General features: G+C 66.3%; 14 protein-coding genes and 2 pseudogenes. 11 read left to right on the plus strand and 5 right to left on the minus strand.

Annotation, left to right across the window (positions count from 1 at the left end):
* Positions 1-105 precede the first annotated feature (105 nt).
* From map to asnB, 6 genes are all read left to right on the plus strand, one after another.
* Positions 106-882 carry a type I methionyl aminopeptidase gene (gene map, locus ACCQ13_RS06025; RefSeq protein ID WP_104603542.1) on the plus strand — a complete coding sequence of 259 codons (777 nt, stop codon included), beginning with the start codon at positions 106-108 and terminating at the stop codon, positions 880-882.
* Complete coding sequence (locus ACCQ13_RS06030) at positions 879-3,488, plus strand: [protein-PII] uridylyltransferase (RefSeq protein WP_159406824.1); 2,610 nt, start codon at positions 879-881, stop codon at positions 3,486-3,488. Before map ends, ACCQ13_RS06030 begins: the two co-directional genes overlap by 4 nt.
* Positions 3,489-3,504: 16 nt before the next feature.
* A complete protein-coding gene (gene dapD, locus ACCQ13_RS06035) occupies positions 3,505-4,620 on the plus strand; it encodes a 2,3,4,5-tetrahydropyridine-2,6-dicarboxylate N-succinyltransferase (RefSeq protein WP_104603544.1) in 1,116 nt (371 codons plus the stop codon).
* Between the two features lie 75 nt (positions 4,621-4,695).
* Complete coding sequence (locus ACCQ13_RS06040) at positions 4,696-5,052, plus strand: arsenate reductase (protein ID WP_159406825.1); 357 nt, start codon at positions 4,696-4,698, stop codon at positions 5,050-5,052.
* 111 nt (positions 5,053-5,163) lie between these two features.
* A complete protein-coding gene (gene dapE, locus ACCQ13_RS06045; RefSeq protein ID WP_159406826.1) occupies positions 5,164-6,297 on the plus strand; it encodes a succinyl-diaminopimelate desuccinylase in 1,134 nt (377 codons plus the stop codon).
* A gap of 295 nt (positions 6,298-6,592) precedes the next feature.
* Entirely contained in the window at positions 6,593-8,287 is a 1,695-nt protein-coding gene (gene asnB / locus ACCQ13_RS06050) for an asparagine synthase B (RefSeq protein WP_104603547.1), read from the plus strand.
* Positions 8,288-8,341: 54 nt separating this feature from the next.
* Here the strand turns inward: asnB and hpaM are convergent, their stop codons facing one another.
* The 3 genes and pseudogenes from hpaM to ACCQ13_RS06065 form a co-directional block, all read right to left on the minus strand.
* Positions 8,342-9,394 carry a type III secretion-associated outer membrane-bound protein HpaM gene (gene hpaM, locus ACCQ13_RS06055; protein WP_167526839.1) on the minus strand — a complete coding sequence of 351 codons (1,053 nt, stop codon included), beginning with the start codon at positions 9,392-9,394 and terminating at the stop codon, positions 8,342-8,344.
* 269 nt (positions 9,395-9,663) lie between these two features.
* A pseudogene (locus ACCQ13_RS06060) lies at positions 9,664-11,808 on the minus strand (TonB-dependent siderophore receptor).
* Positions 11,809-12,091: 283 nt separating this feature from the next.
* Positions 12,092-14,476: a penicillin acylase family protein gene (locus ACCQ13_RS06065; RefSeq protein WP_372372357.1), complete on the minus strand. Its 2,385-nt coding sequence runs from the start codon at positions 14,474-14,476 to the stop codon at positions 12,092-12,094.
* A gap of 282 nt (positions 14,477-14,758) precedes the next feature.
* Here ACCQ13_RS06065 and bfr point away from each other — a divergent pair, with 282 nt between their 5' ends.
* Positions 14,759-15,244 (plus strand): bacterioferritin, encoded by a 486-nt coding sequence (bfr, locus tag ACCQ13_RS06070; protein WP_064509054.1) that lies wholly within the window; start codon positions 14,759-14,761, stop codon positions 15,242-15,244.
* Positions 15,245-15,598: 354 nt separating this feature from the next.
* On the opposite strand, the gene parC is transcribed toward bfr, so the two are convergent.
* Positions 15,599-17,842, minus strand: coding sequence for a DNA topoisomerase IV subunit A (gene parC, locus ACCQ13_RS06075; RefSeq protein WP_104603552.1), 2,244 nt, complete (start codon positions 17,840-17,842; stop codon positions 15,599-15,601).
* Between the two features lie 61 nt (positions 17,843-17,903).
* A pseudogene (locus ACCQ13_RS06080) lies at positions 17,904-18,042 on the minus strand (helix-turn-helix domain-containing protein); the annotation flags it as partial.
* A gap of 103 nt (positions 18,043-18,145) precedes the next feature.
* On the opposite strand from ACCQ13_RS06080, the gene ACCQ13_RS06085 reads away from it, so the two are divergent.
* Genes ACCQ13_RS06085 through ACCQ13_RS06100 form a run of 4 tightly spaced genes read left to right on the plus strand, consistent with a single transcriptional unit; the run spans position 18,146 to position 22,885 of the window.
* A complete protein-coding gene (locus tag ACCQ13_RS06085; protein ID WP_104603553.1) occupies positions 18,146-18,586 on the plus strand; it encodes a MarR family winged helix-turn-helix transcriptional regulator in 441 nt (146 codons plus the stop codon).
* Entirely contained in the window at positions 18,583-20,097 is a 1,515-nt protein-coding gene (locus ACCQ13_RS06090) for an AdeC/AdeK/OprM family multidrug efflux complex outer membrane factor (RefSeq protein WP_104603554.1), read from the plus strand. Before ACCQ13_RS06085 ends, ACCQ13_RS06090 begins: the two co-directional genes overlap by 4 nt.
* A gap of 10 nt (positions 20,098-20,107) precedes the next feature.
* A complete protein-coding gene (locus ACCQ13_RS06095) occupies positions 20,108-21,301 on the plus strand; it encodes an HlyD family secretion protein (protein ID WP_104603555.1) in 1,194 nt (397 codons plus the stop codon).
* 6 nt (positions 21,302-21,307) lie between these two features.
* The gene (locus tag ACCQ13_RS06100) at positions 21,308-22,885 is read left to right on the plus strand and encodes a DHA2 family efflux MFS transporter permease subunit (RefSeq protein ID WP_104603556.1); all 1,578 of its coding nucleotides are present in this window, start codon (positions 21,308-21,310) and stop codon (positions 22,883-22,885) included.
* Positions 22,886-22,905: the final 20 nt, after the last annotated feature.

Raw genomic sequence — 22,905 nt, forward strand, 5'->3', positions numbered from 1 at the left:
TGAGCGCAAGGGACGGTTTCCCGTCGTCCTGCCTGCTTGCGCATACCTGCAAGATCGTCGGCGCAGCCCGTTCAGATTCAGCGCGAATCGGCGATAATCCCTGCCATGAATGTCAATCTGAAAACCAGAGAAGAAATCGAGCTGATGCGCGTCGCCGGCCGTCTGGCCGCCGAGGTGCTCGATATGGTGGCCCCGCATGTGAAGCCGGGCGTGACCACCGCCGAGCTGGACCGCATCTGCCATGACCACATCGTCAACGTGCAGGGCACCATTCCTGCCAACGTGGGCTACCGCGGCTTTCCCAAGAGCGTGTGCACCTCGGTCAACAACGTGATCTGCCACGGCATCCCCAGCGCGGCCAAGGTCCTGAAGGAGGGCGACATCGTCAATATCGATGTCACCGTCATCAAGGATGGCTGGCATGGCGATACCAGCCGCATGTATTACGTGGGCACGCCTTCGGTGATGGCCAAGCGGCTGGTGGACACGACCTATGAGGCAATGTGGCGCGGTATCCGCGCGGTCAAGCCGGGTGCCACCCTGGGCGATGTGGGGCACGCGATCCAGAAGTTCGCCGAAGCCGAGCGCTTCAGCGTGGTGCGCGACTACTGCGGCCACGGTATCGGCAAGGTCTATCACGAAGAACTGCAGGTGATGCATTACGGCCGTCCGGGCGAGGGCCTGGTACTCAAGCCGGGCATGACCTTCACCATCGAGCCGATGATTAACGAAGGCACCTATCACCATAAGACCCTGCCCGATGGCTGGACGGTGGTGACCAAGGACCGCAAGTTGTCCGCACAGTGGGAACATATGGTGGCAGTGACCGACGACGGCGTGGATGTGCTGACGCTGTCGGCCAATTCGCCCGCGCCGGTATGACGGACACGCCGGCGGAGCGACCCGACCCGGGCGTCGCCGGCGACGCGGAATGGGCCGCGCAGGCCCGTCCGCTGCTGGTGCATGCGGACATGCGCCTGTGCAAGCGCTTCGACCAGGGCGAACCGATCGAGCGGCTGATCGCGCTGCGCGCCCGCGCGGTCGATCAATTGATGCGCAACGCCTGGGCCCGTTGTATTCCCGCCGGCAGTGGCCTGTCGCTGCATGCAGTGGGTGGCTACGGGCGTGGCGAGCTGTTCCCGCGTTCGGACGTGGACGTGCTGGTATTGAGCGAGGGCGCGGCCCAGCAGCAGCATGAGCAACACCTGGCGCGCCTGTTCGCATTGCTGTGGGATGTAGGCCTGCCGATCAGCCACGCGGTGCGCTCGCCTGCACAATGCGCGGTGGCCGCGGCCGACCAGACGGTGCTCACTGCGCTGATCGAATCGCGTGCGCTGGTGGCCGATGGCGAGGCGCGCGCGGCCCTGGCGAAGGCGATCGCGCCGCAACAGGTATGGCCGCCGCGGGATTTCTTCCAGGCCAAGCGCGAGGAACTGCTCGCGCGCCACCAGCGCTTCGGCGATACCGCCGATAATCTCGAACCCGACATCAAGGATGGCCCGGGCGGTTTGCGCGACCTGCAGACATTGGGCTGGATGGCGTTGCGTGCGTTCGGGGTCAAGGACCTGGAGGCCTTGGTCGGGCTGGGCCATGTCGGTTTCGACGAAGCGGTGGCGCTGCGGCGCGAGCGCGATGCTTTGGCGCGGCTGCGCTTCGGTCTGCATATCGTGGCCAACCGCCCGGAAGAGCGCCTGCGCTTCGATTATCAGAAGACCCTGGCGCAGCGCCTGGGTTTTGCCGACGATCCGGAAAGCCTGGGTGTGGAAAAGATGATGCAGGGCTTCTACCGCAGCGCTGCGGTGATTCGTCGCGTCACCGACCGGTTGCTGCAACGCTTCGAAGAACAGTTCGATGGCGAGGCGGTGCCCGAGCCGCTCGGCGCAGGCTTCAGCCTGCGCCGTGGCTACCTTGCCGCCGATGCCGACAGCTGGCCGCAGGGCGATGTGCTGCAGGTGTTTGCGCTGTTCGCGCAATGGGCCGCGCATCGCGAGGTGCGCGGACTGCATTCGCTGACCGCGCGGGCACTGGCCGAGGTACTGCACGCGCTGCCAGCCTACGACGTGGCCGATGCCGCCACGCGCGACCGTTTCATGGCACTGCTGCGCGGCCCGCGCGCAGTGGAAACGCTCAACCGCATGGCGCGGCTGGGCGTGCTGGGGCAGTGGATTCCCGCGTTTGCCAGCGTCTCCGGACGCATGCAGTTCGACCTGTTCCACGTCTACACGGTGGACCAGCACACGCTGATGGTGCTGCGGAACATCGCGCTGTTTGCCGCTGGTCGTGCCGACGAGCGTTTTTCCATCACCCATGAAGTCTGGCCGCGTCTGCGCAAGCCGGAACTGCTGTTGCTGGCCGGCTTGTTCCACGATATTGCCAAGGGCCGCGGCGGCGATCATTCCGAACTGGGCGCGGTGGATGCGCGCGCGTTCTGCCTGGCGCATCGGCTGAGCGAAGGCGATACCGAACTGGTGACCTGGCTGGTGGAGCAGCACCTGCGCATGTCGATCACCGCTCAGAAGCAGGACATCTCCGACCCGGAGGTGATCCACCGCTTCGCCACCCTGGTGGGCACGCGCGAGCGGCTGGATTATCTCTACCTGCTGACCTGTGCCGACATTGCCGGCACCAGCCCCAAACTGTGGAATGCGTGGAAGGACCGCTTGCTGGCCGACCTGTATTTCGCCGCACGCCGCGCGCTGCGCGAAGGGCTGGAACATCCGCCGCCGCGCGAAGAACGCCTGCGCGAGGCACGCGACTCTGCACGCGCGCTGCTGCAGGCGCAAGGGCACGACGATGTCACCATCGATCGCCAGTTCGCCGGCATGCCGGACGAGAACTTCCTGCGCTTCCGGCCCGAACAGCTGGCCTGGCAGGCGGCGTCGTTGATCGAGGTCGAGATCGGCCAGACCCTGGTCAAGGCACGGCGCGCGGTGCCGGACAACGACGCACTGGAACTGTTCGTCTATTCGCCCGACCGCGACGGCCTGTTCGCGGCGATCGTCGCCACGCTGGATCGCAAGGGCTACGGCGTGCATCGCGCACGGGTGCTGGACGCGCCGCACGATGCGATCCTGGACGTGTTCGAAGTGCTGCCGCAGGAAAGTTTCGCCGACGGCGACCCGCAACGGCTTGCTACTGCCTTGCGCCAGGTGCTGGCTGGCGACCTGGCGAAGGTGCGCCCGGCGCGACGCGCAGTGCCGCGCCAGTTGCGGCATTTCCGCTTTGCGCCGCGCGTGGAATTCAGCGAAAGCGCTGGCGGGCGCCGGACCCGGATCAGCCTGGTCGCCCCCGACCGCCCCGGCCTGCTCGCCGACGTGGCGCATGTATTGCGCATGCAGCACCTGCGCGTGCACGACGCGCGCATTGCCACCTTCGGCGAGCGTGCCGAAGATCAGTTCCAGATCACCGACGAGCACGACCGCCCGTTGTCCGAACCCGCCCGGCAGGCGCTGCGCGATGCGCTGTGCGCCTGTCTCGATCCTGCCTAGCCCCCTGGAGACCCCCATGGCCACCACCAAGAAGACCGCGCGCAAGCAGCGCGCGACCACCACCAACGCCGTGCCCAAGCGCGCGGGCGTGACGGCCGGCAAGAAGGCCGTTGCACCTGGCGCAGCAGCGCAGAAGACCGCTGCAAGGAAGACGGCCGGCAAGACCGCGACGGCCGCTGCGCCGCGCGTGCCCAAGCAGCCGACCAAGGTGGTGTCTGCACCGGCCGCCACGAAGGCTGCCGCAGCAAAGAAGCAGCCGATCACGAAGCAGGCTGTGCACGGTGCTGCAACGCCGGTGGGCCATGACGCACTCAAGTTGGGCATCGAAAGCGCGTTCGAACGTCGCGCGAGTTTGACCATCGACGAGATCGACGGGTCCACCCGCGCCATTGTCACGCGCGTGATCGACGGCCTGGAAAGCGGAGAGTTCCGCGTGGCCGAGCCGGACGGGCAGGGTGGCTGGACTGTCAACGAGTGGTTGAAGAAAGCCGTGCTGCTGTACTTCCGCGTCAACGAGATGGCGGTGATCGATGCGCAGCCAGCGCCGTTCTGGGACAAGGTGGAATCGCGCTTTGCCGGCTTCCATGAGGCGGAATTCCGCAAGGCCGGCGTACGCGTGGTGCCGGGCGCGGTGGCGCGTCGCGGCAGTTATTTCGGCAAGGACGTGGTGCTGATGCCGAGCTTCACCAACATCGGTGCCTACGTCGGCGAAGGCACCATGGTCGACACCTGGGCCACGGTGGGCTCGTGCGCGCAGATCGGCAAGCAGTGCCATCTATCCGGCGGCGCCGGCATCGGCGGCGTACTCGAACCGTTGCAGGCCAGCCCCACCATCATCGAGGACCACTGCTTCATCGGTGCGCGTTCGGAAGTGGTCGAAGGCGTGGTCATCGGCCACCACAGCGTGATCGGCATGGGCGTGTTCATCGGCCAGAGTACGCGGATCTACAACCGCGCCACCGGCGAGGTGTCCTACGGCTACGTGCCGCCCTACAGCGTGGTGGTCTCCGGCCAGTTGCCGTCCAAGGACGGGACGCATTCGTTGTATTGCGCGGTGATCGTCAAGCAGGTGGATGCGAAAACGCGCAGCAAGACCAGCGTCAATGAACTGTTGCGTGGGCTGGCGGATTGATTGGCCCGTACCCTCACCCCAACCCCTCTCCCGGCGGGAGAGGGGCTTTACAGGCCGATTTTCCAGGATACAAAGATGACCACGCTCTACGGCTTGAAGAACTGCGACACCTGCAAAAAGGCCACCAAATGGCTGGACCGTTTCGGTGTCGCCTCCACGTTCGTGGATTACCGGGACAACAAGCCGTCGCCGGAGACGCTGCTGGAGTGGGCCGGCAAGGTGGGCGGATTCGATGCCTTGATCAACAAGTCCTCCACCACCTGGCGGCAGTTGCCCGACAACAAGAAGACGCCTGGTTCGGAGGCAGAATGGAAACTGCTGCTGCGTGAATATCCGCAGCTGATCCGCCGCCCGGTGGTGGTGACCGACGATGGCCTCGTGAGCCAGGGCTTCTCCGACAACGGCTTCAAGGCGCGCTTTCCGACCGGCTGAAGCCACTGCAGCACCATCGTTTCGCCTGATGGGCTGCAGAGTGCTGCGTGCGAGCGCAGGCTGTCCGTTCCCCACGCATGCGCGACATGCATCCACTGACAAGAGAGAACGATGACCAGCGACGTCCTGCAATTGACCTGCGACCTGATCGCGCGCGCGTCGGTGACTCCCGACGATGCCGGCTGCCAGGCACTGCTCGCCGAGCGCCTGGCGGCGGCAGGTTTTGCTTGCGAACACCTGCGCCTGGGCGAGGTCGACAATCTCTGGGCCACGCACGGCAGCGGTGCACCGGTGCTGGTACTGCTCGGCCACACCGACGTGGTGCCGCCGGGCCCGCGCGAGGCCTGGGCCAGCGATCCGTTTGTGCCACAGGTCCGCGATGGCGTGTTGTACGGGCGCGGCGCGGCCGACATGAAAGGCAGCGTGGCTGCGTTCGCCGTCGCCGCAGCGCAGTTCGTGGCCGAGTACCCGCAGCATCCCGGCACGCTGGCGGTGCTGCTGACCTCCGATGAAGAGGGCGATGCCATCGACGGCGTGCGTCGCGTGGCCGAGTTGTTTCGCACACGCGGGCAGCGTATCGACTGGTGCATCACCGGCGAGCCCTCGTCCACCGAGCGGCTGGGCGATCTGTTGCGGGTGGGCCGGCGCGGCAGCCTGTCCGGCGCGCTGACGGTGCGTGGGGTGCAAGGCCATGTGGCGTACCCGCACAAGGCGCGCAATCCCATCCACCAGGCCGCTCCGGCGCTGGCCGAGCTGGTGGCGCGGCAGTGGGACACCGGCTTCGAACGTTTTCCGCCCACCAGCCTGCAACTGTCCAACATCCATGCCGGCACCGGTGCCAACAACGTGATCCCCGGCGAGCTGCAGGTCGCCTTCAATCTGCGCTATACCCCGCATTGGGATGCGCCGCGGCTGGAAGCGGAAATCACTGCCATGCTCGATCGACACGGGCTGGACTACGCGCTGCGCTGGCATCGCAGCGGCGAGCCGTTCTATACCCCGGAAGGCCGCCTGCGCAGCGTCGCGCGCGAGGTGTTGGGCCAGTTCGCCGGCGCACCGCCGGAAGAAAGTACCGGCGGCGGTACCTCCGATGCGCGCTTCATCGCACCGCTGGGCGCGCAGTGCATCGAGGTCGGCCCGGTCAATGCCAGCATCCATCAGGTCGACGAGCATGTGCGCGTGGCCGATCTGGAAGCCTTGCCGGCGCTGTATCGCAAGTTGGTCGAGCGGCTGCTGGTCGCGTGACTGCCAGCGCGCCGCCGTCGTTGCCGCTGAAACAGTTGCGCCGGCGAAAACGAACGGTTAGCGTCGGCTGCATGGTCATCCGCCTCGCCAACAGCAATAACGTCAACCGCACTGCCCTGCGCGCGAATAATCGTGCGCGGCCGATGCGGGTCTGCGACTAGGCGAAGTACCACCAAACGCCCAGGAATCAGAAAACCCGCATCGGCCGATGCGGGTTTTTTTTATGGGTGTCATTGTCGTGCAGCACGCTTGTCCACCGGCCACGCGATCCCACCGTTCCATCAGGAGTGTTTCCATGTGTTCCATCTTCGGTATTTTCGGCCTGCAACCCGGCGACGATCTGCAGGCGCTGCGCCGGCAGGCGTTGGAATGTTCGCAGCGGCAGCGCCATCGCGGCCCGGACTGGAGCGGTGTCCATGTCGATGCCGGCGCGATCCTGGTGCATGAGCGCCTGGCCATCGTCGACCCGGCCGGTGGTTCGCAACCCTTGTTGTCCGCCGATGGGCAACTGGTGCTGGCGGTCAACGGTGAGATCTACAACCATCGCGAACTCAAGGCCGAGCTGCTGCAGCCCTACGCCTTCCAGACCGGCTCCGATTGCGAGGTCATCAACGCGCTGTATCGCGAGGATGCGCCGGCCTCGTCGCTCAATCGCCTCAACGGTATCTTCGCGTTCGCGCTGTGGGACAAGGCGGCCGGGCGGGTCATCATCGCGCGCGACCCTATCGGTGTGGTGCCGCTGTACTGGGGTCACGACCGCGAGGGGCGGTTGCGGGTGGCCTCCGAATTGAAGTCGCTGGTGGACGATTGCGCCGATGCGGCGCAGTTTCCGCCGGGCCATTGGTATGACAGTGCCACCGGTGCACTCAGCCGCTATTACGAGCGCGCCTGGCGCGACTATGGCGCAGTGGAAGGCGTGCAGGTGCCGTTGCAGGAACTGCGTGAAGCCTTCGAACGCGCGGTGCATCGCCAGCTGATGACCGACGTGCCGTATGGCGTGCTGCTCTCCGGCGGCCTGGATTCGTCGCTGGTTGCCGCCGTGGCGGCGCGCTACGCCCGCCATCGCGTCGAGGAGAACGACACCACCGAAGCCTGGTGGCCGCGGCTGCATTCGTTCGCGATTGGGCTGAAGGGTTCGCCGGATCTTGCCGCTGCCGAAGTGGCTGCCGCGGCGATCGGCACCGTGCATCACGGCTTTGAGTACAGCTTCGAAGAAGGGCTGGATGCGTTGCCGGAAGTGATCCGCCATATCGAGACCTATGACGTCACCACCATTCGCGCATCCACCCCGATGTTCCTGCTGGCGCGGCGGATCAAGGCGATGGGCGTCAAGATGGTGTTGTCGGGCGAAGGCAGCGACGAAATCTTCGGCGGCTATCTGTACTTCCACAAGGCGCCCGACGCCCGCCAATTCCACGAGGAACTGGTGCGAAAGCTCGACGCGCTCAACAACTACGATTGCTTGCGCGCCAACAAGTCGATGATGGCCTGGGGCGTGGAGCCGCGGGTGCCGTTTCTGGATCGCGAGTTCCTGGACGTGGCCATGCGCATGGATGCCAGCCACAAGATGATCGACAAGACCAGCAGCGGCGCAATTCGGATGGAAAAAGGCGTGTTGCGCGAGGCGTTTGCCGGATACCTGCCGGAATCGATCCTGTGGCGGCAGAAGGAGCAATTCAGCGACGGCGTGGGGTATGGCTGGATCGATGGGCTCAAGGCGCATGCCGCCGCGCATGTGAGCGATCGCGAGCTGGCCGCGGCGGATCGGCGTTTTCCGGTCAACCCGCCGCAGACCAAGGAAGCCTATTTCTATCGCCGCCTGTTCGAGCAGTTCTTCCCCAGCCAGGCGGCAGCCGAAACGGTGCCGGGCGGCAAGTCGATTGCCTGCTCCTCGCCGACCGCCATCGCATGGGATGCGAGCTTTGCCGCCATGGCCGACCCTTCCGGCCGCGCCATCGCAGGGGTGCACGCGCAGGCGCTGGCTTCGTAACCCGATGCAACCGCAGCGGCCGGCATGCGCGGTGGCGCTGCCGGCCGCCGTGGCTTATTGCTCGTGGCGCACGCAGTAGCCGTAACGCTGCGGATCGATATCCACCCCTGCCACATCGGCCTGGTTGTTGCGCCACAGGTTCGGCTTGAAGTCGGCGGCAGTGCAGTTGGCCGCACGGTCCACACCGATGGTGTAGGTGAACGGGGTGTTGGCGAAGCGGTTGTTCTCGAACACGTTGTCCTGGCTCATGCTGTTGTCCCAGCACAGGATTTCCGGCGTGCGGTAGCGGATGGCGCAGGCCAGGAACACACCGGCCACCTTGTTGCCATCGAACACGTTGTTGCTGAAGCGGTTGCGGCGCGCATCCGACAGGTAGATGCCTTGGCTGCCATTGCGCTCGAAGCGGTTGTTGCGGATCTCGCTGTCTTCCAGATGCTCGGTGGTCAGGCCTGCGGCCACGTTGTCGTGGATGTAGTTGTTGACCATGGTGACCTTGGCGGTGCGATTGAACGACACCCCGTCCCAGATCGCACCGGAGACATCGTTGTTCTCGATGGTGATCTCGCGCGTGTCGTATTCGCTCAGCAGGCAGGCGCTGCGGCATTTGTTGACCTGCAGGCCAGCCAGCCGAATGCCTTGGCCGGACCGCACCACCACCGCGCTATTGCTCAGATACGGGCGCTCTGGCATGAATTCCTTGTCGCCAGTGCTGGCCACGATCTGCATGTCTTCGATGCTGACATTGCGGATCACCCCGGTGGGCTGCTGGTTTTCGTAGTCGCCGACCACCAATGCCGGCTGCTGCACGCCATCGGCCATGCGCAGCACCGTGGTGGGACCCTTGCCGCGCAGGGTGAGGTTGCCACGATGAATCGACACCAGGCCACTCAACGGAAATTCGCCTTTTTCCAGGCATAACACGGCCGGCTTGTCGCTTTGCGGCAGTTTGTCGATGGCTTTCTGCAGGTCCTGTCCGGGCTTCACCTTGGCGGTGCAACTGGCCACGGGCGCGGCAGGTGGGCCGGGTGGAGTCGGTGGCGCGGCCGAGCAGGCGGCGGCAAACACCAGGGGCAACAGGGCGGAAACGGAGCGGGCAAGCTGAGGCATGCGGATTCCGGTCAGTGGGGGAGGAGGGCGATCGTGCTGCAGCAGGCTGCTGATCGCGACGATCTCTAGTGTGTCCCACCGGACGTTAAGTTCCAGCCCATGGCCGCGCGCGTAATTCGGCGCAGGTTCATTGCCTGGCCTCGCGCAATGCGTGCAGTGCGCCATGACGCAACTGGCGCACTGCATGCATTGCCGTCTACCTGCGTGGTGGATGGCGCTTCCCACGTGTCGTGCGCCTGCACACGTCGCTGCGCGGCGCACCGCCGAGCTCAGAAGCTATACGCCAGCTGCGCATAGATGCGGCGCGGCTCGCCGGGGAAATGCCCGCCGCGTGCATTGAAGCCGCTGATTGCATAGACCTTGTCGAACAGGTTCTTGACGTTGACCTGCAGCTTCCACGCATCCCACTGGGTCTGCCAGCTGATGTCGTAGATTGCATACGGCTTGACCCGCTGGCCGTCCAGGCTGACGCGTTCGCCCACGTAATCGGCACCGAACGCGATGGCCGAGCGCCAGGCCGGCAGGTCGTAACGCGTCCACAGGCCGAAGGTGTTGCGCGGCGCATTGGCGAACCGGTCGCCGGAGGCATTGGTGATGCCATTGGTGCCGGCATCGAGCACGCGCGCATCGTTGTAGGCGTAGGTGAGGTTGAGCACCCAGCGCTCGGTGAGGTCGGCCAGCAGGTCCACTTCCAGCCCTTCGCTGCGCACCAGGCCGAGTGCGGACAGTTGATTGACGCCGTCCACGACCTGCCCATTCGCCTGCACGATATTGCTGCGCTCGATGCGATACAGCGCGGTGTTCAAGGTGAGCCCGCCATCGTTGAGCGCGGTCTTCAGGCCCAGCTCCCACTGCGTGCTGCGCTCCGGCTCGAAGGGCCCGCCCACGCTGGCGTCCTGGCTGGCGGCGTCCTGCGGCAGGAAACCGCTGGCGTAACTGGCATAGGCATTGATGCCCTCGCGCAGCACCACGGTGCTGCCGATGCGCCAGCTCAGATCGTTGCCGGTGACGCGCGAATCATCCAGTCGATTGTCGTCCTTGAAGCCGTCCCAGCGCAGTCCGGCCATCGCATGCCAGCGCGGGGTGAGGGTGAGTTCGTCCTGCAGGTAGGCGCCTTAGCGCTGGCTGCGGGTGCTGGTGGCGCGCCAGGGCAGCGTGTCCAGGCCGTAATCGTAGAAACCGCTGCGGCCGTACACCGGGTTGAACAGGTCGATACCCGGCACCGGACCGCGCACGCGTCCGGTATCGGCGGTGTTGGCGGTCTGCGCGCGGAAGTCGGCATCCAGCCGGTAGTAGTCGGCGCCCATCAACAGCTTGTGTTCGATGCCGCCGGTGCTGGTGCGAAACACCGCGTTGACGTTGCTGGAAACGGCATCGTTGTCGCGGTACTGGTTGCGCAGCTGGCGCGTCATCCACTCGGCGGTGCCATCGCGATCGCGATCGATCAGGCCCATTGGCTCGTGATAGATCTGATGCTCGGCGTTCTTGAACCAGCGCAACGCCATATCCACGTCCCACGCGCTGGACGGCGAGAAGCGGTATTGCGCGAACGCCACCTTGGCGCGCATGTCCAGGAAGTCGGTGGGCTCGTTGTGGTTCCAGCGGCGGTCGGTGAGGAAGTTGCCGTCGTTATCCACCGGCACGCCACGCAGGCGGTTGCCACCCAGGTTCTGGGTGATGTCGGTGTATTGCAGGGTCAGTTCGCCGGTCTGGCCGATGTCGAACGCCACCGAGGCATCACCGATCTGGCTCTGGCTGTCGGTATTCCAGCGAAATCCGTCTTCGCCGTCGGCATACGCACCGATGCGGTAGCGCACACGACCATCGGCGCGCGCCGGGCCGGTGGCTTCGAACGAGGCCGCGCCAAAGGATTGGTTGCCCACCTGCAGCTCCACCCGCCGCTGTGCCTGGTGCGCAGGCTTGCGGGTGACGTAGTTGATGACGCCGCCTGGTTCGCCGCCGCCATACAGGGCACCGGCCGGGCCCTTGAGCACTTCCACCCGTTCGATGTTGAACAGCTGCGGCACCGAGAAACCGGCATACGGATCGCCACGCAGGCCGTCGTACAGCACGTTTTCCTGGCGGAACCCGCGCAGGGTGACGCCGGCATAGCTGAAGAAGCTGATGCCGCTGATGCTGCGGTACAGATCGGTGATCTGGCGTGCGGCCTGATCGTCGATCAGCTCGCGTGGCAGTACCTGCACTGATTGTGGGACAAGTGCCAACGGAGTGTCGGTGCGTGTGGCGACCGCCGCATCCTCGGATTTGTACAGGGTCTGCGCGCGGCCGATGACATGGACGCCATCCAGGTCGGTGACGGTGGAAGCGGTGCTGGTGTGGTGTTGAGCGAAAGCGCGAGGCGATGGCAAAGCCAGGGCAGCCGCGAGCGCGGCGACAAGAAGCGTGGGGCGCATTAGGTACTAATGGGAATGGTTATCAAGTGCATCTTAGCATGATGTGCTTGCTTGATCGCGCGGATTGGTTGCTGGGCAGTGGCTACCGCTACCAGGATGCGCAGCGGTGCAGGCCCGAGCTGCGCAGACGCAGAAACAAATCCCACAATGCCAGCGCATCCCTTCTCCCGCCGGGAGAAGGTGCCCGAAGGGCGGATGAGGGTGCGGGCGACGCCTCGTGCCCTCTGTCATGCAGCAAGCCGCTTGAAGCCGGCGCAAGATGCGTGGCATCGCATGCGAGCGCTTATTTCGGCTGCAACTGCAGCGTATAGCGGGTGGCGGTCGGCAGGAATGGGGTGGGCCGGCCATGCACCCAATCATCGTGTCCTGCGCCCCAGAACGGCGACAGCGGGTGGCCGCTCTGGCCACCGGGCATATGCACGATGCCGTCCTGTTCGTGGCCAGGGGAGACCACCATGCGTTCGGAGGCGCCGAATGCCGGGCCTTGTACGCGCGGCATGTCGCGATCGCCCGGCAATTGATCGGGCGGCATGCACAGCCAGCGCTGGGCGAGCGCAGGCAGTGCGCGCGCGATGGGATGACAGATGGAGGCGGTGTTGCGTTCGCCCCAGCGGCGTTCGCCGAGCGGCTGGCCCGGCTCGCCTTGTGCAAGTAGCGCAGTGTGCGCATCGCGTGCGGCATCGCTGAGCAGCCGATCCCAGCTGGTGTGGTTGGGCGGCAGCAGATGCGCCGGGCGTTGCTGCAGCAGCGGCCAAACGATCCCTTCCATCTGTGCACGCCGCGGCGGCAGGAACGCCTCGCCCAATGCCGACCTGGCGGGCGCCAGCAAACCTGCTTCCACCGCATCGATGGTCTTGCTGCGGAAGTCGCGCACGATGCGGTAGCTGGCCGACCTGGCGGACGCATGCCCGTCCCACTGCCGCGTGGCGCGCTCGATCTGCTGCAGCGCCGGGTCCTGGCTGTGTGTGACCACGTCACGCAACAGCTGCCACCAGCGCGTCAGCAGCAGCGCGCGATCATCCAGCTGGATCGCCAGCAGATCACGCTCGGTGAAGCGCTGTTTGGCGAACAGGTCGTCGCGGATCTGCTGTGCCCGCGCGCCGAGGTCGTAGCCCGCGTTGCCGAGGATCGCCAGCTGCGGCGCGTCGACCACGCGGCTGTTGGCGGTCCAGAGCCGATGCGAGGGTGGGTCGATCAATGCAGGCGCCGTGTCGCTGCGCACCGGCCACGGCGTGCAGCCCGTCGTGGCGGCTGGAGGCGTCGCTGGCGCCGCGACGTTCGCCAGTTCGGCGATGCCGCTCGGGCTGCAGCCGGCGTTGCGCGCCGGGCGCGCGCCGATCAAGCGCCAGGCGATGCGCCCGCTCTGGTCGGCCACCACCAGGTTCTGTGCAGGAATGCCGGAGCGGTCCGCCACCGCGAATGCGCCGGCAAGATCGCTCGCGCTGCTCAATCGCATGAAATCCAGGGCGATCGCACCGGGCAACTGCGCGGCCCAGCGCAACGCCAGCACGCTGCCATCGGCATTGTCGTGCACGACCGGCCCCCAGGCCGCTTCGCGCACCTCCAGGCGCACCGGCGCTGCGCCGGCCACGCGGATGGTTTCCACCTGCGTGGTCAGTGCCTGCGGGTGCCCTGGCGTTGCTGCCGGGATGCGTGCGAAATCGGCGGTATCGATGAAGCTGTTGGTGAAGGCCCAGGCCACATGTCCATTGCTGCCCACCACCACCGCCGGCAGGCCGGGCAGGGTGAAGCCGGTGACGTCCACCTTGCCGTCGGTTGCGCCGGGGTCGGGGTAGCGCAGCCGCGCACGGAACCAGATGTTGGGCGCGCGTAGACCCAGATGCATGTCGTCGGCAACGATGGCGCGGCCGTCAGCGGTGAGCGTGCCATCCACCGCGAAATTGTTGCTGCCTGGCGTGGGCTGCTCGGCGCGCGGCAGCGCGGGCGCGTGTGGCAGCCGGCGCAGATCCAGTGCCGCTGCATCGGGCAGCACGGCATCGCCCTGTGCCGGCCCGAACAGCGGCGCGTCCCAACTGGAGCCCTGATGGTCGAGCAAGGCTGCCAGGGCTGGCGGCACCACCGCGCGAATGCGCGCGGCGGCCAGCTCGGTCTGGTTGTCGTTGTCCTGCAGATCGGCATACATCGCCATGCCGGTGAGGATGGAGTCGTCCAGGGTCCAGGCACGCGGGCGCTGCCGCAGCAGCAGGTATGCCCATGGCCGCACCCGCAGCGCCGCCAGTCCGGCATTGACACCTTCGGTATAGGCCTGCAGCGCGTCGCGCTGGCTGCCCAGGGCGATGTCCAGGTTGGCCTGCACGCGCGCCCGCAGCCGGTGCACGCGGTTGCGCTTGTCCAGGTCAAGGGCCTTGGCGCCGAACAGTTCGGACAACTCGCCAGCGGGCGCGCGGCGCATCAGATCCATCTCGAAATAGCGTTCCTGCGCGTGCACGTAGCCGAGCGCGCGCAGCGCATCGATCCGGCTGTGTGCATCGATGGTGACCACGCCGTTGCTGTCGCGCTGTACGCTGACCGGTGCGTGCAAACCGGCAAGACCGTTGGCACCGTCCAGTTGCGGCAGGCTGCCGCGCAGCAACAGGAACACGATCGCAGCGACGACCAGCGCCAGCAGCACGATTCCCAGCGATAGCCGGCCCAGCCATTGACGCATTGTCGATTCCTTGAGTTCGGTCGGGAGTGGCCACCGGCATGCGGATGTCGGCATGCGGGACGGTGACGTGAAGGACCGGCAGTGTACGAGCGGCACATGCCGATTCGAAGCCCCAGCTGCGCCACGTCGGTCGCGGCGTGATGGGCGGTCCGTCGTGGGCAGTGTCGCCGCCGGCCATGACGGTGGTGGGTCTGGCCGCAAGCGCAACTGAAAGTGATTCCGATTAGATCATTGCCTGAGCAGATAGGGCACCATGCGCACATTGCGTCGCTGGAGCACACCATGAAAGGCCATCCTGAAGTCGTCGATTACCTCAAGCAGCTGCTGCGCGGCGAGTTGGCGGCACGCGACCAGTATTTTCTGCATTCGCGCCGTTACGAAGACCAGGGCCTGATGGCGCTGTACGAGCGCATCAACCACGAGATGCAGGAAGAGACTGAGCATGCCGACGCGCTGCTGCGGCGCATCCTGTTCCTGGAGGGCGACCCGGACATGCGCCCGGCCGAGTTCACCCCCGGCAAGACCGTGGTGGAGATGCTCGAGCGCGATCTGGTGGTGGAGTACGAAGTGCGCGCCGCGCTGGCCGCCGGCATGAAGCTGTGCGAGGAGCATGGCGACTACGTCAGCCGCGACGTGCTGCTCAAGCAACTGCAGGACACCGAAGAAGATCACGCCTGGTGGCTGGAGCAGCAGCTGGGCCTCATCAAGCGGATCGGCCTGGAGCTGTACCAGACCTCGAAGATCGACAAGGGCCACGTGGCCGGTTGATTGCATCCGTGTGGCCCGAGCGCCGCGCTGTGCAAGGCAGCGTGGCGAGGGCGTGTGGGCCATGCGGCGCGCATCGTCGCATGGCCGGCGAACCTGCGCTCAGTCGCGTTGCAGGCGATGACCGCCGTGGTCAGTGCGGTGACACCCTTGGCGCGAAGAACGCGGTTCCTGTGCGCGGATGTCGCCTTGTTCCAACGGCTGCACCTGCCACCGCACATCGAACAGCGCATGTACTTCGGGGCAGCAGCCTGAGGCGACGGCCGTGTCGGTTGCGCCGCTGCGCGCCGCGCCTCAGCAGCCTGAGGCGCCCGCAGTGCCGGCCGCGCCGCTGCGCGCCGGATGGGTGAACCACCGTTACTGCACTTCCAGCCCATCAACCTTCTGCCACCCGCGCGGCAACAACGACCCACGACTCGCACGCGCACCCACATACATCTCCAGATCCTTGAACGACAGGCTCATGGTGCGTGCGCCGCTGCGCACCAGCAGCGTATTGCCCGGGGCGACCGCGACCACCGCGACCACGCGCTCGGTGCCGAGCTTAGCCTTGGGGATCTCGATGATCTTGTTGCCCTTGCCCTTGTCCAGCTCGGGCACGTCGGTGGCCGGCACCGCCAGCAGGTTGCCGGCACTGGTAACCGCGACGATCCGATCGGTCTGCGGGTTGCTCACTTGTGCGGGCGTGAGGACGTGCGAACCTGCGGTGAGATTGAGCATGGCCTTGCCGGCCTTGTTGCGGCCGGTGAGGTTCTCGAAGCGGGTGACGAAGCCGTAGCCGTGCGAGGACGCCAGCACGAAGCGAGTGGCGTTGTCGGCGCTGGCCATGACCTGGAATGCCGCACCTGATGCCGGCGAGAACCGCCCGGTCAACGGTTCGCCGTTGCCACGCGCCGAGGGCAGGGTGTGCACCGCAGTGGAGTACGCCCGGCCGTCCGAATCCAGGAACGCCACCTGGTGGGTACTGCGGCTGCGTACCGCCACCAGCAGGCCATCGCCATCGCGATACGACATGCCGGCCGGATCCACCTCGTGCCCCTTGGCCGCGCGCACCCAGCCCTTTTCGGAGAGCACCACGGTCATCGGTTCGCTGGCGACCATCTCGGTTTCGTCGATGGCCTGGGCGGCACCGCGCTGCACCAGTGGCGAGCGGCGTGCGTCGCCGAACTTCTTGGCATCGGCAGTGAGCTCGTCCTTGATGAGCTTCTTCAGCTTGGCCTTGCTGTCCAGGATCGCCAGGATCTGCGCGCGTTCCTTGGCAAGCGCTTCCTGCTCGCCACGGATCTTCATTTCTTCCAGGCGCGCCAGCTGGCGCAGCTTGGTTTCCAGGATGTATTCGGCCTGTTCCTCGCTCAGCGCAAAGCGCGCGATCAGCACCGGCTTGGGTTCGTCCTCGCTGCGGACGATGCGGATCACTTCGTCCAGGTTGAGGAAGGCGATCAACAGGCCTTCCAGCAAGTGCAGGCGACGTTCCACCTTCTGCAGGCGATGGTTGAGGCGGCGGGTGACCGTATCGCTGCGGAAGGTGAGCCATTCGCTCAGCAGTTGGCGCAGATTCTTGACCTGCGGGCGGCCATCCAGGCCGATCACGTTGAGGTTGACGCGGTAGCTGCGTTCCAGGTCGGTGGTGACGAACAGGTGGCCCATCAGCTGCTCGGCATCCACGCGATTGGAGCGCGGCACCAGCACCACCCGCACGGGGCTGGTGTGGTCGGATTCGTCGCGGATGTCTTCCAGCCACGGCAGCTTCTTGGCGCGCATCTGCTGGGCGATCTGCTCGATCACCTTGGACGGCGACACCTGATACGGCAGCGCATCGATGACGATGTTGGCGTGTTCTTTCTTGTAGGTGGCACGCGCGCGTACGCTGCCATGGCCGGTTTCGTAGATGTTGCGCAGGTCGGCACGCGGAGTGATGATCTCGGCGGTGGTCGGGTAGTCCGGGCCCAGTACGTGCTCGCACAGGTCGGCGACGCTCGCGTCGGGGTCGTCGAGCAGGCGCAGCAGCGCGCTGACGATCTCGTTGAGATTGTGTGGCGGCACGTCGGTGGCCATGCCCACCGCGATACCGGTGGTGCCGTTGAGCAGCAGGTGCGGCAGGCGCGCCGGCAACCAGGTGGGTTCTTCCAGGGTGCCGTCGAAATTGGCTGCCCAGTCGGTGGTGCCCTGGCCGATCTCGCCCAGCAGCACTTCGGCGATCGGGGTCAGCTTGGATTCGGTGTAGCGCATCGCCGCGAACGACTTGGGGTCGTCGGTGGAACCGAAGTTGCCCTGGCCTTCGATCAGCGGGTAGCGGTACGAGAACGGCTGCGCCATCAGCACCAGCGCCTCGTAGCAGGCGCTGTCGCCATGCGGGTGGTACTTACCGATCACATCGCCCACGGTGCGCGCGGACTTCTTCGGCTTGGCAGCCGCGTTCAGGCCGAGCTCGCTCATCGCGAAGATGATGCGGCGCTGCACCGGTTTCAGGCCATCGCCCAGGAACGGCAGGGCGCGGTCCAGCACCACGTACATCGAGTAGTCGAGATAAGCGCGTTCGGCGTACTCGCGCAGCGGCAGCTGTTCGAAGCCATGGAAGGTGGGGCGGGTCAGATCGGTCATGTAAAGCCAGGTCCTGCGTGAAGAAGACTCCGCGCCAGGGCGCGGACTCGAAGAGCGCCGATTATCCGGATGCGGCGGGGGATGCCAAGCTGCGCGCGTGGTCGCTCGCCAGATAGCGCGTGGGCGGGACGCCGAAATGGCGGTGGAATACGCTGACGAAGGCATCGGGGGCGGCTGTAGCCGAGCTGGCCAGCCACCCGCCGCCGCCACGCCGGCCGCTTGGTATAGTGATGCTTGCTGGCGGTTTAATCGCGATCAACATATTTGCGTTGACAAATATATTATGCGGAATAAAATGGCCGCATGAGCGATCACCCCGATACCCCGCCTTCGTTTGGATTGCTGTTGCGCCAGGTGCGCGACGCCTTGATGCGTCAGCTCGATGCCGAAATGAAGGGCGAATTGCCCGATTTCGGCTTCAGCCACTACGTCGGCCTGAAGATCCTTGCCGTGCGCTCGCCGTGCACGGCCAATGAACTGGCCCTGGCGCTGGACCAGACGCCGAGCGCGGTCACCCGCCTGCTCGACAAGCTGGAGTCGCTGGGCGCGGTGCGCCGCGAACCGCATGCCCAGGACCGACGCGCGCTGCAGATCGTCATGACCGAACAGGGCGCGGCGTTGTGGCAGCGGCTGCGGCTGCGCGGTGAACGTGCCATCGAATACGGCCTGCGCGATCTGTCCGTTCCCGAGCGCGAGCAACTCACCTCCCTTCTCCTTCGTGTCCGCGATGCACTCAACTCATGAACGCTGCTAGTTCCTTTCTTCAGACGCTGCGCCCGCGCTCGATGCGCCTGACGCGGCCGCTAGTCCTCACCGCGCTGACCCTGGCGCTGGCCGCGTGCGCCAGCAGCCGTGGTCTGGCACCGCAAGCCACCGTGCTGCAGCCCGGCGACGTGCAGGCCGAGCGCACCCTGGCGCAGGCCGGGTTGAGTCCGGCCGCATGGCCGGCCAGCGACTGGTGGCGCACGCTGGGCGATGCGCAACTGGATGCCCTCATCGCCGAGGGCCTGCAGCACAGCCCCAGCCTGGCTGCTGCCGATGCGCGGCTGCGCCAGGCCCAGGCGCGCATCGGCAGCGCGCAGGCCGAGCGCTGCCCCAGCCTGTCGGTCTCCGGTGGCTATACCGGATTGCAGTTGCCCGAATCGATGGTCGGCGACGCGCTGGGCGGCAGTTACGGCGGCAGCGCGCAGGCGGTGCTGGATTTCCGCTATGGCGTGGATCTATGGGGTGGCAAGCGAGCCGCCTGGGAAGCGGCGGTGGATCAGACGCATGCCGCCGAGGTGGATGCACAGGCCGCGCGGCTGAACCTGTCGGCGGCGATCGCCGAAGGCTATGCGCAGCTGTCCTATGCGTGGAGCCTGCACGATGTGGCCAACGACGAGCTGGCGCGTGCGCAGAAGACCCTGGATCTGACCCGGCAACGTCGCGGTGCCGGCATCGACAGCGACCTGCAGGTGCGGCAGGCGCAGGCGCGCGTGCCGGCCGCACAGCAGCAACTGCAGTCCGCTCAGCAGCAGATCGACGAGGCGCGCACCGCACTGGCCGCGCTGGTCGGGCAGGGCCCGGATCGCGGGCTGCAGATTGCACGCCCCACCCTGGGCAGCGGGTTCGCCACGCACTTGCCGAGCACCCTGCCGGCCGATCTGCTGGGCCGTCGCCCGGACGTGGTGGCAGCGCGTTGGCGGGTAGAGGCGGCCAACAAGGACATCGCGGTTGCCAAGGCCCGTTTCTATCCCAGCCTCAACCTGGTCGCACTGGGCGGCGTCATCAACCCGGATGTCGGCCAGCTGCTGGAAAGCGGCTCGGTGTTCGGCCTGGTGGCGCCAGCGCTGAGCCTGCCGATCTTCGACGGCGGCAAGCTGCGCGCCAACCTTGCTGGTCGCGATGCGCAATACGACCTGGCGGTGGCCGACTACAACCAGAAGGTGATTGCCGCCCTGCGCGAAGTGGCCGACCAGGTCAGCGCCGTGCGCTCGCTGGAGCAGCGCGCCCAGGCACAGGACCAGGGCGTGCAGACGGTGACCGCCGCATTCGAACTCGCGCAGCAGCGCTACCGCGCCGGCATCGGTAGCTACCTGGAAGTGCTCAGCGTGCAGGAGCAGTTGCTCGTCGCACGCCAGCGCATGGCCGGGCTGCAGTCGCAACAACTCCTGGCCTCGGTGAGGTTGCAGCGTGCACTGGGTGGCGGCTACACGCCGGAACCCGCACGCGACAACGCAGCAACCGCGACCACTCCCGCACAACCGAATTCCTGAGACAGCGACGATGAGCCAGACGACTCCTGCTTCTTCCCAACCCGCGCCGGCCGCACCCAGCAAGCGCCGTGCGGCGCTGCGCATCGTGGCCATTCTGGTGATCCTGGCGATCGTCGGTCTGGTGGCGTGGTACTTCCTGGTCGGCCGCTGGCACGAGGACACCGACGACGCCTACGTGCAGGGCAACCAGGTGCAGATCACCCCGATGGTGGGCGGCACCGTGGTCAGCATCGGCGCCGAAGACGGCATGCGCGTGGAGCGCGGCCAGTTGCTGGTGCAGCTGGACCCGGCCGATACCGCCGTGGCACTGCAGCAGGCCGAAGCCAACCTGGCCAGGACGGTGCGCCAGGTGCGCGGGCTGTACCGCAGCGTGGAAGGTGCGCAGGCCGACGTCTCCGCGCGCGAAGTGACGCTGCGCAGCGCCCGTGCCGACTTCGCGCGGCGCAAGGACCTGGCCGCCACTGGCGCCATCTCCAACGAAGAACTGGCGCATACCCGTGACGAGCTGGCGGCTGCCGAAGCGGCGGTGAGCGGCTCACGTGAGACCCTGGAACGCAGCCGCGCGCTGGTGGACGATGGTGCGGTTTCCAGCCAGCCGGATGTGCAGGCGGCCGCCGCGCAGCTGCGTCAGGCCCATCTCAACCATGCGCGCACCGACGTGGTGGCGCCGGTGTCGGGGTATGTCGCGCGGCGTTCGGCGCAGGTTGGCCAGCGCGTACAGCCGGGCAGCGTGCTGATGGCGGTGGTGCCGCTGGAGCAGGTCTGGGTGGAAGCCAACTTCAAGGAGACCCAACTCAAGCACATGCGCCTGGGCCAGCCAGTGGAGCTGCATTCGGACCTGTACGGTAGTGGCGTGGATTACACCGGCCGCATCGAGAGCCTGGGGCTGGGTACTGGCAGCGCGTTCTCGCTGTTGCCGGCGCAGAATGCCAGCGGCAACTGGATCAAGATCGTGCAGCGCGTGCCGGTGCGTATCGCCGTGGACAGCAAGCAACTGGCTGCCAATCCATTGCGGATCGGCTTGTCGATGAAGGTCGAGGTGAATCTGCACGACCAGCAAGGCAGCGTGTTGCCGGCCAAGGCCGCCACGGGTGCGGTGTTCTCCACCGACGTGTATGCGCAGCAGTTGCAGGCGGCCGACGCCGACATCCAGCGCATCATCCAGGACAACCTGCCGCCGCAGGCGGCCACCAAGGCGGGCTGAGCCAGCATGTCTTCGCAAGCTCCCACCACGCCCGGCGGCCCGGCGGCACCGGCGCCCGCCGCCGGCTTTCGTCCGGCGAGCGTGGCGTTGTGCACCGTGGGCCTGGCGATGGCCTCGTTCATGCAGGTGCTGGACACCACCATCGCCAACGTCTCGCTGCCCACCATCGCCGGCAATCTCGGTGCCAGTTCGCAGCAAGCCACCTGGGTCATCACCTCGTTCGCGGTGAGCACCGCGATTGCATTGCCGCTGACCGGCTGGTTGAGTCGTCGCTTCGGCGAAACCAAGTTGTTCGTGTGGTCCACGCTGGCCTTCACCGTCGCCTCGCTGCTGTGCGGTCTTGCGCAGAGCATGGGCATGCTGGTGGTGGCGCGCGCGCTGCAGGGCTTCGTGGCAGGGCCGATGTATCCCATCACCCAGAGCCTGCTGGTGTCGATCTACCCGCGCGAAAAGCGCGGGCAGGCGCTGGCGTTGCTGGCGATGATTACCGTGGTGGCGCCGATCGCCGGGCCGATCCTGGGTGGCTGGATCACCGACAACTACAGCTGGGAATGGATCTTTCTCATCAATGTGCCGCTGGGCATCATCGCCAGCAGCATCGTCGGTTCGCAGCTGCGGCATCGCCCGGAACAGCTGGAAAAGCCGCGCATGGACTACATCGGCCTGATCCTGCTGGTGGTCGGCGTGGGCGCGCTGCAACTGGTGCTGGACCTGGGCAACGACGAAGACTGGTTTTCCTCGGACAAGATCATCGTGCTGGCCTGCGTTGCTGCGGTCGCGCTGGTGGTGTTCGTGATCTGGGAACTCACCGACAAGGATCCCATCGTCGATCTCAAGTTGTTCCGGCATCGCAACTTCCGCGCCGGCACCTTGGCGATGGTGGTGGCGTATGCGGCATTCTTCAGCGTGAGCCTGCTGATCCCGCAGTGGCTGCAGCGCGACATGGGCTACAACGCGATCTGGGCCGGCCTGGCCACCGCGCCGATCGGCATCCTGCCGGTGCTGATGACGCCTTTCGTGGGTAAATACGCACTGCGCTTCGACCTGCGCATGTTGGCCACCATCGCGTTCGTGTTCATGTCCTTCACCAGCTTCTTCCGCTCCAACTTCAACCTGCAGGTGGACTTCGCCCATGTGGCCACCATCCAGCTGGTGATGGGCGTGGGGGGGGCACTGTTCTTCATGCCGGTGTTGCAGATCCTGCTATCGGACCTGGATGGACGCGAGATCGCGGCGGGTTCGGGCCTGGCGACCTTCCTGCGTACGCTGGGCGGCAGCTTCGCCGCCTCGCTCACCACCTATCTGTGGGCGCGTCGCACCCAGGTGCACCATGCGCATATCACCGAACACATCTCGGTCTATACGCCCGGCATGCAGGAGCAGGTCACCGCCATGGGGCAGGGCGATCTGCAACGCGGCGCCGCCTTCCTCAACAACACGATCAATCACCAGGCGTCGCAGATGGGCTTCAACGACATCTTCTACCTGCTCGGCTGGACGTTCCTGGCGATCATCATCTTCCTGTGGTTGGCCAAGCCGCCGTTCGGTGCGGGTGCCGGTGGTGCGGCGGCTGGTGGGCACTGAGCGGCAAGGATGATCGCGCA

Origin of the sequence: Xanthomonas sp. NCPPB 1638, from assembly GCF_041475635.2 — a bacterium.
In the GTDB taxonomy this organism is placed as follows: domain Bacteria; phylum Pseudomonadota; class Gammaproteobacteria; order Xanthomonadales; family Xanthomonadaceae; genus Xanthomonas; species Xanthomonas cucurbitae.

What these genes read in the sequence shown, in the direction of transcription:
- map (WP_104603542.1), top strand. Translation starts at nt 106, where the DNA reads ATGAATGTCAATCTGAAAACCAGAGAAGAAATCGAGCTGATGCGCGTC.
- ACCQ13_RS06030 (WP_159406824.1), top strand. Translation starts at nt 879, where the DNA reads ATGACGGACACGCCGGCGGAGCGACCCGACCCGGGCGTCGCCGGCGAC.
- dapD (WP_104603544.1), top strand. Translation starts at nt 3,505, where the DNA reads ATGGCCACCACCAAGAAGACCGCGCGCAAGCAGCGCGCGACCACCACC.
- ACCQ13_RS06040 (WP_159406825.1), top strand. Translation starts at nt 4,696, where the DNA reads ATGACCACGCTCTACGGCTTGAAGAACTGCGACACCTGCAAAAAGGCC.
- dapE (WP_159406826.1), top strand. Translation starts at nt 5,164, where the DNA reads ATGACCAGCGACGTCCTGCAATTGACCTGCGACCTGATCGCGCGCGCG.
- asnB (WP_104603547.1), top strand. Translation starts at nt 6,593, where the DNA reads ATGTGTTCCATCTTCGGTATTTTCGGCCTGCAACCCGGCGACGATCTG.
- hpaM (WP_167526839.1), bottom strand. Translation starts at nt 9,394, where the DNA reads ATGCCTCAGCTTGCCCGCTCCGTTTCCGCCCTGTTGCCCCTGGTGTTT.
- ACCQ13_RS06065 (WP_372372357.1), bottom strand. Translation starts at nt 14,476, where the DNA reads ATGCGTCAATGGCTGGGCCGGCTATCGCTGGGAATCGTGCTGCTGGCG.
- bfr (WP_064509054.1), top strand. Translation starts at nt 14,759, where the DNA reads ATGAAAGGCCATCCTGAAGTCGTCGATTACCTCAAGCAGCTGCTGCGC.
- parC (WP_104603552.1), bottom strand. Translation starts at nt 17,842, where the DNA reads ATGACCGATCTGACCCGCCCCACCTTCCATGGCTTCGAACAGCTGCCG.
- ACCQ13_RS06085 (WP_104603553.1), top strand. Translation starts at nt 18,146, where the DNA reads ATGAGCGATCACCCCGATACCCCGCCTTCGTTTGGATTGCTGTTGCGC.
- ACCQ13_RS06090 (WP_104603554.1), top strand. Translation starts at nt 18,583, where the DNA reads ATGAACGCTGCTAGTTCCTTTCTTCAGACGCTGCGCCCGCGCTCGATG.
- ACCQ13_RS06095 (WP_104603555.1), top strand. Translation starts at nt 20,108, where the DNA reads ATGAGCCAGACGACTCCTGCTTCTTCCCAACCCGCGCCGGCCGCACCC.
- ACCQ13_RS06100 (WP_104603556.1), top strand. Translation starts at nt 21,308, where the DNA reads ATGTCTTCGCAAGCTCCCACCACGCCCGGCGGCCCGGCGGCACCGGCG.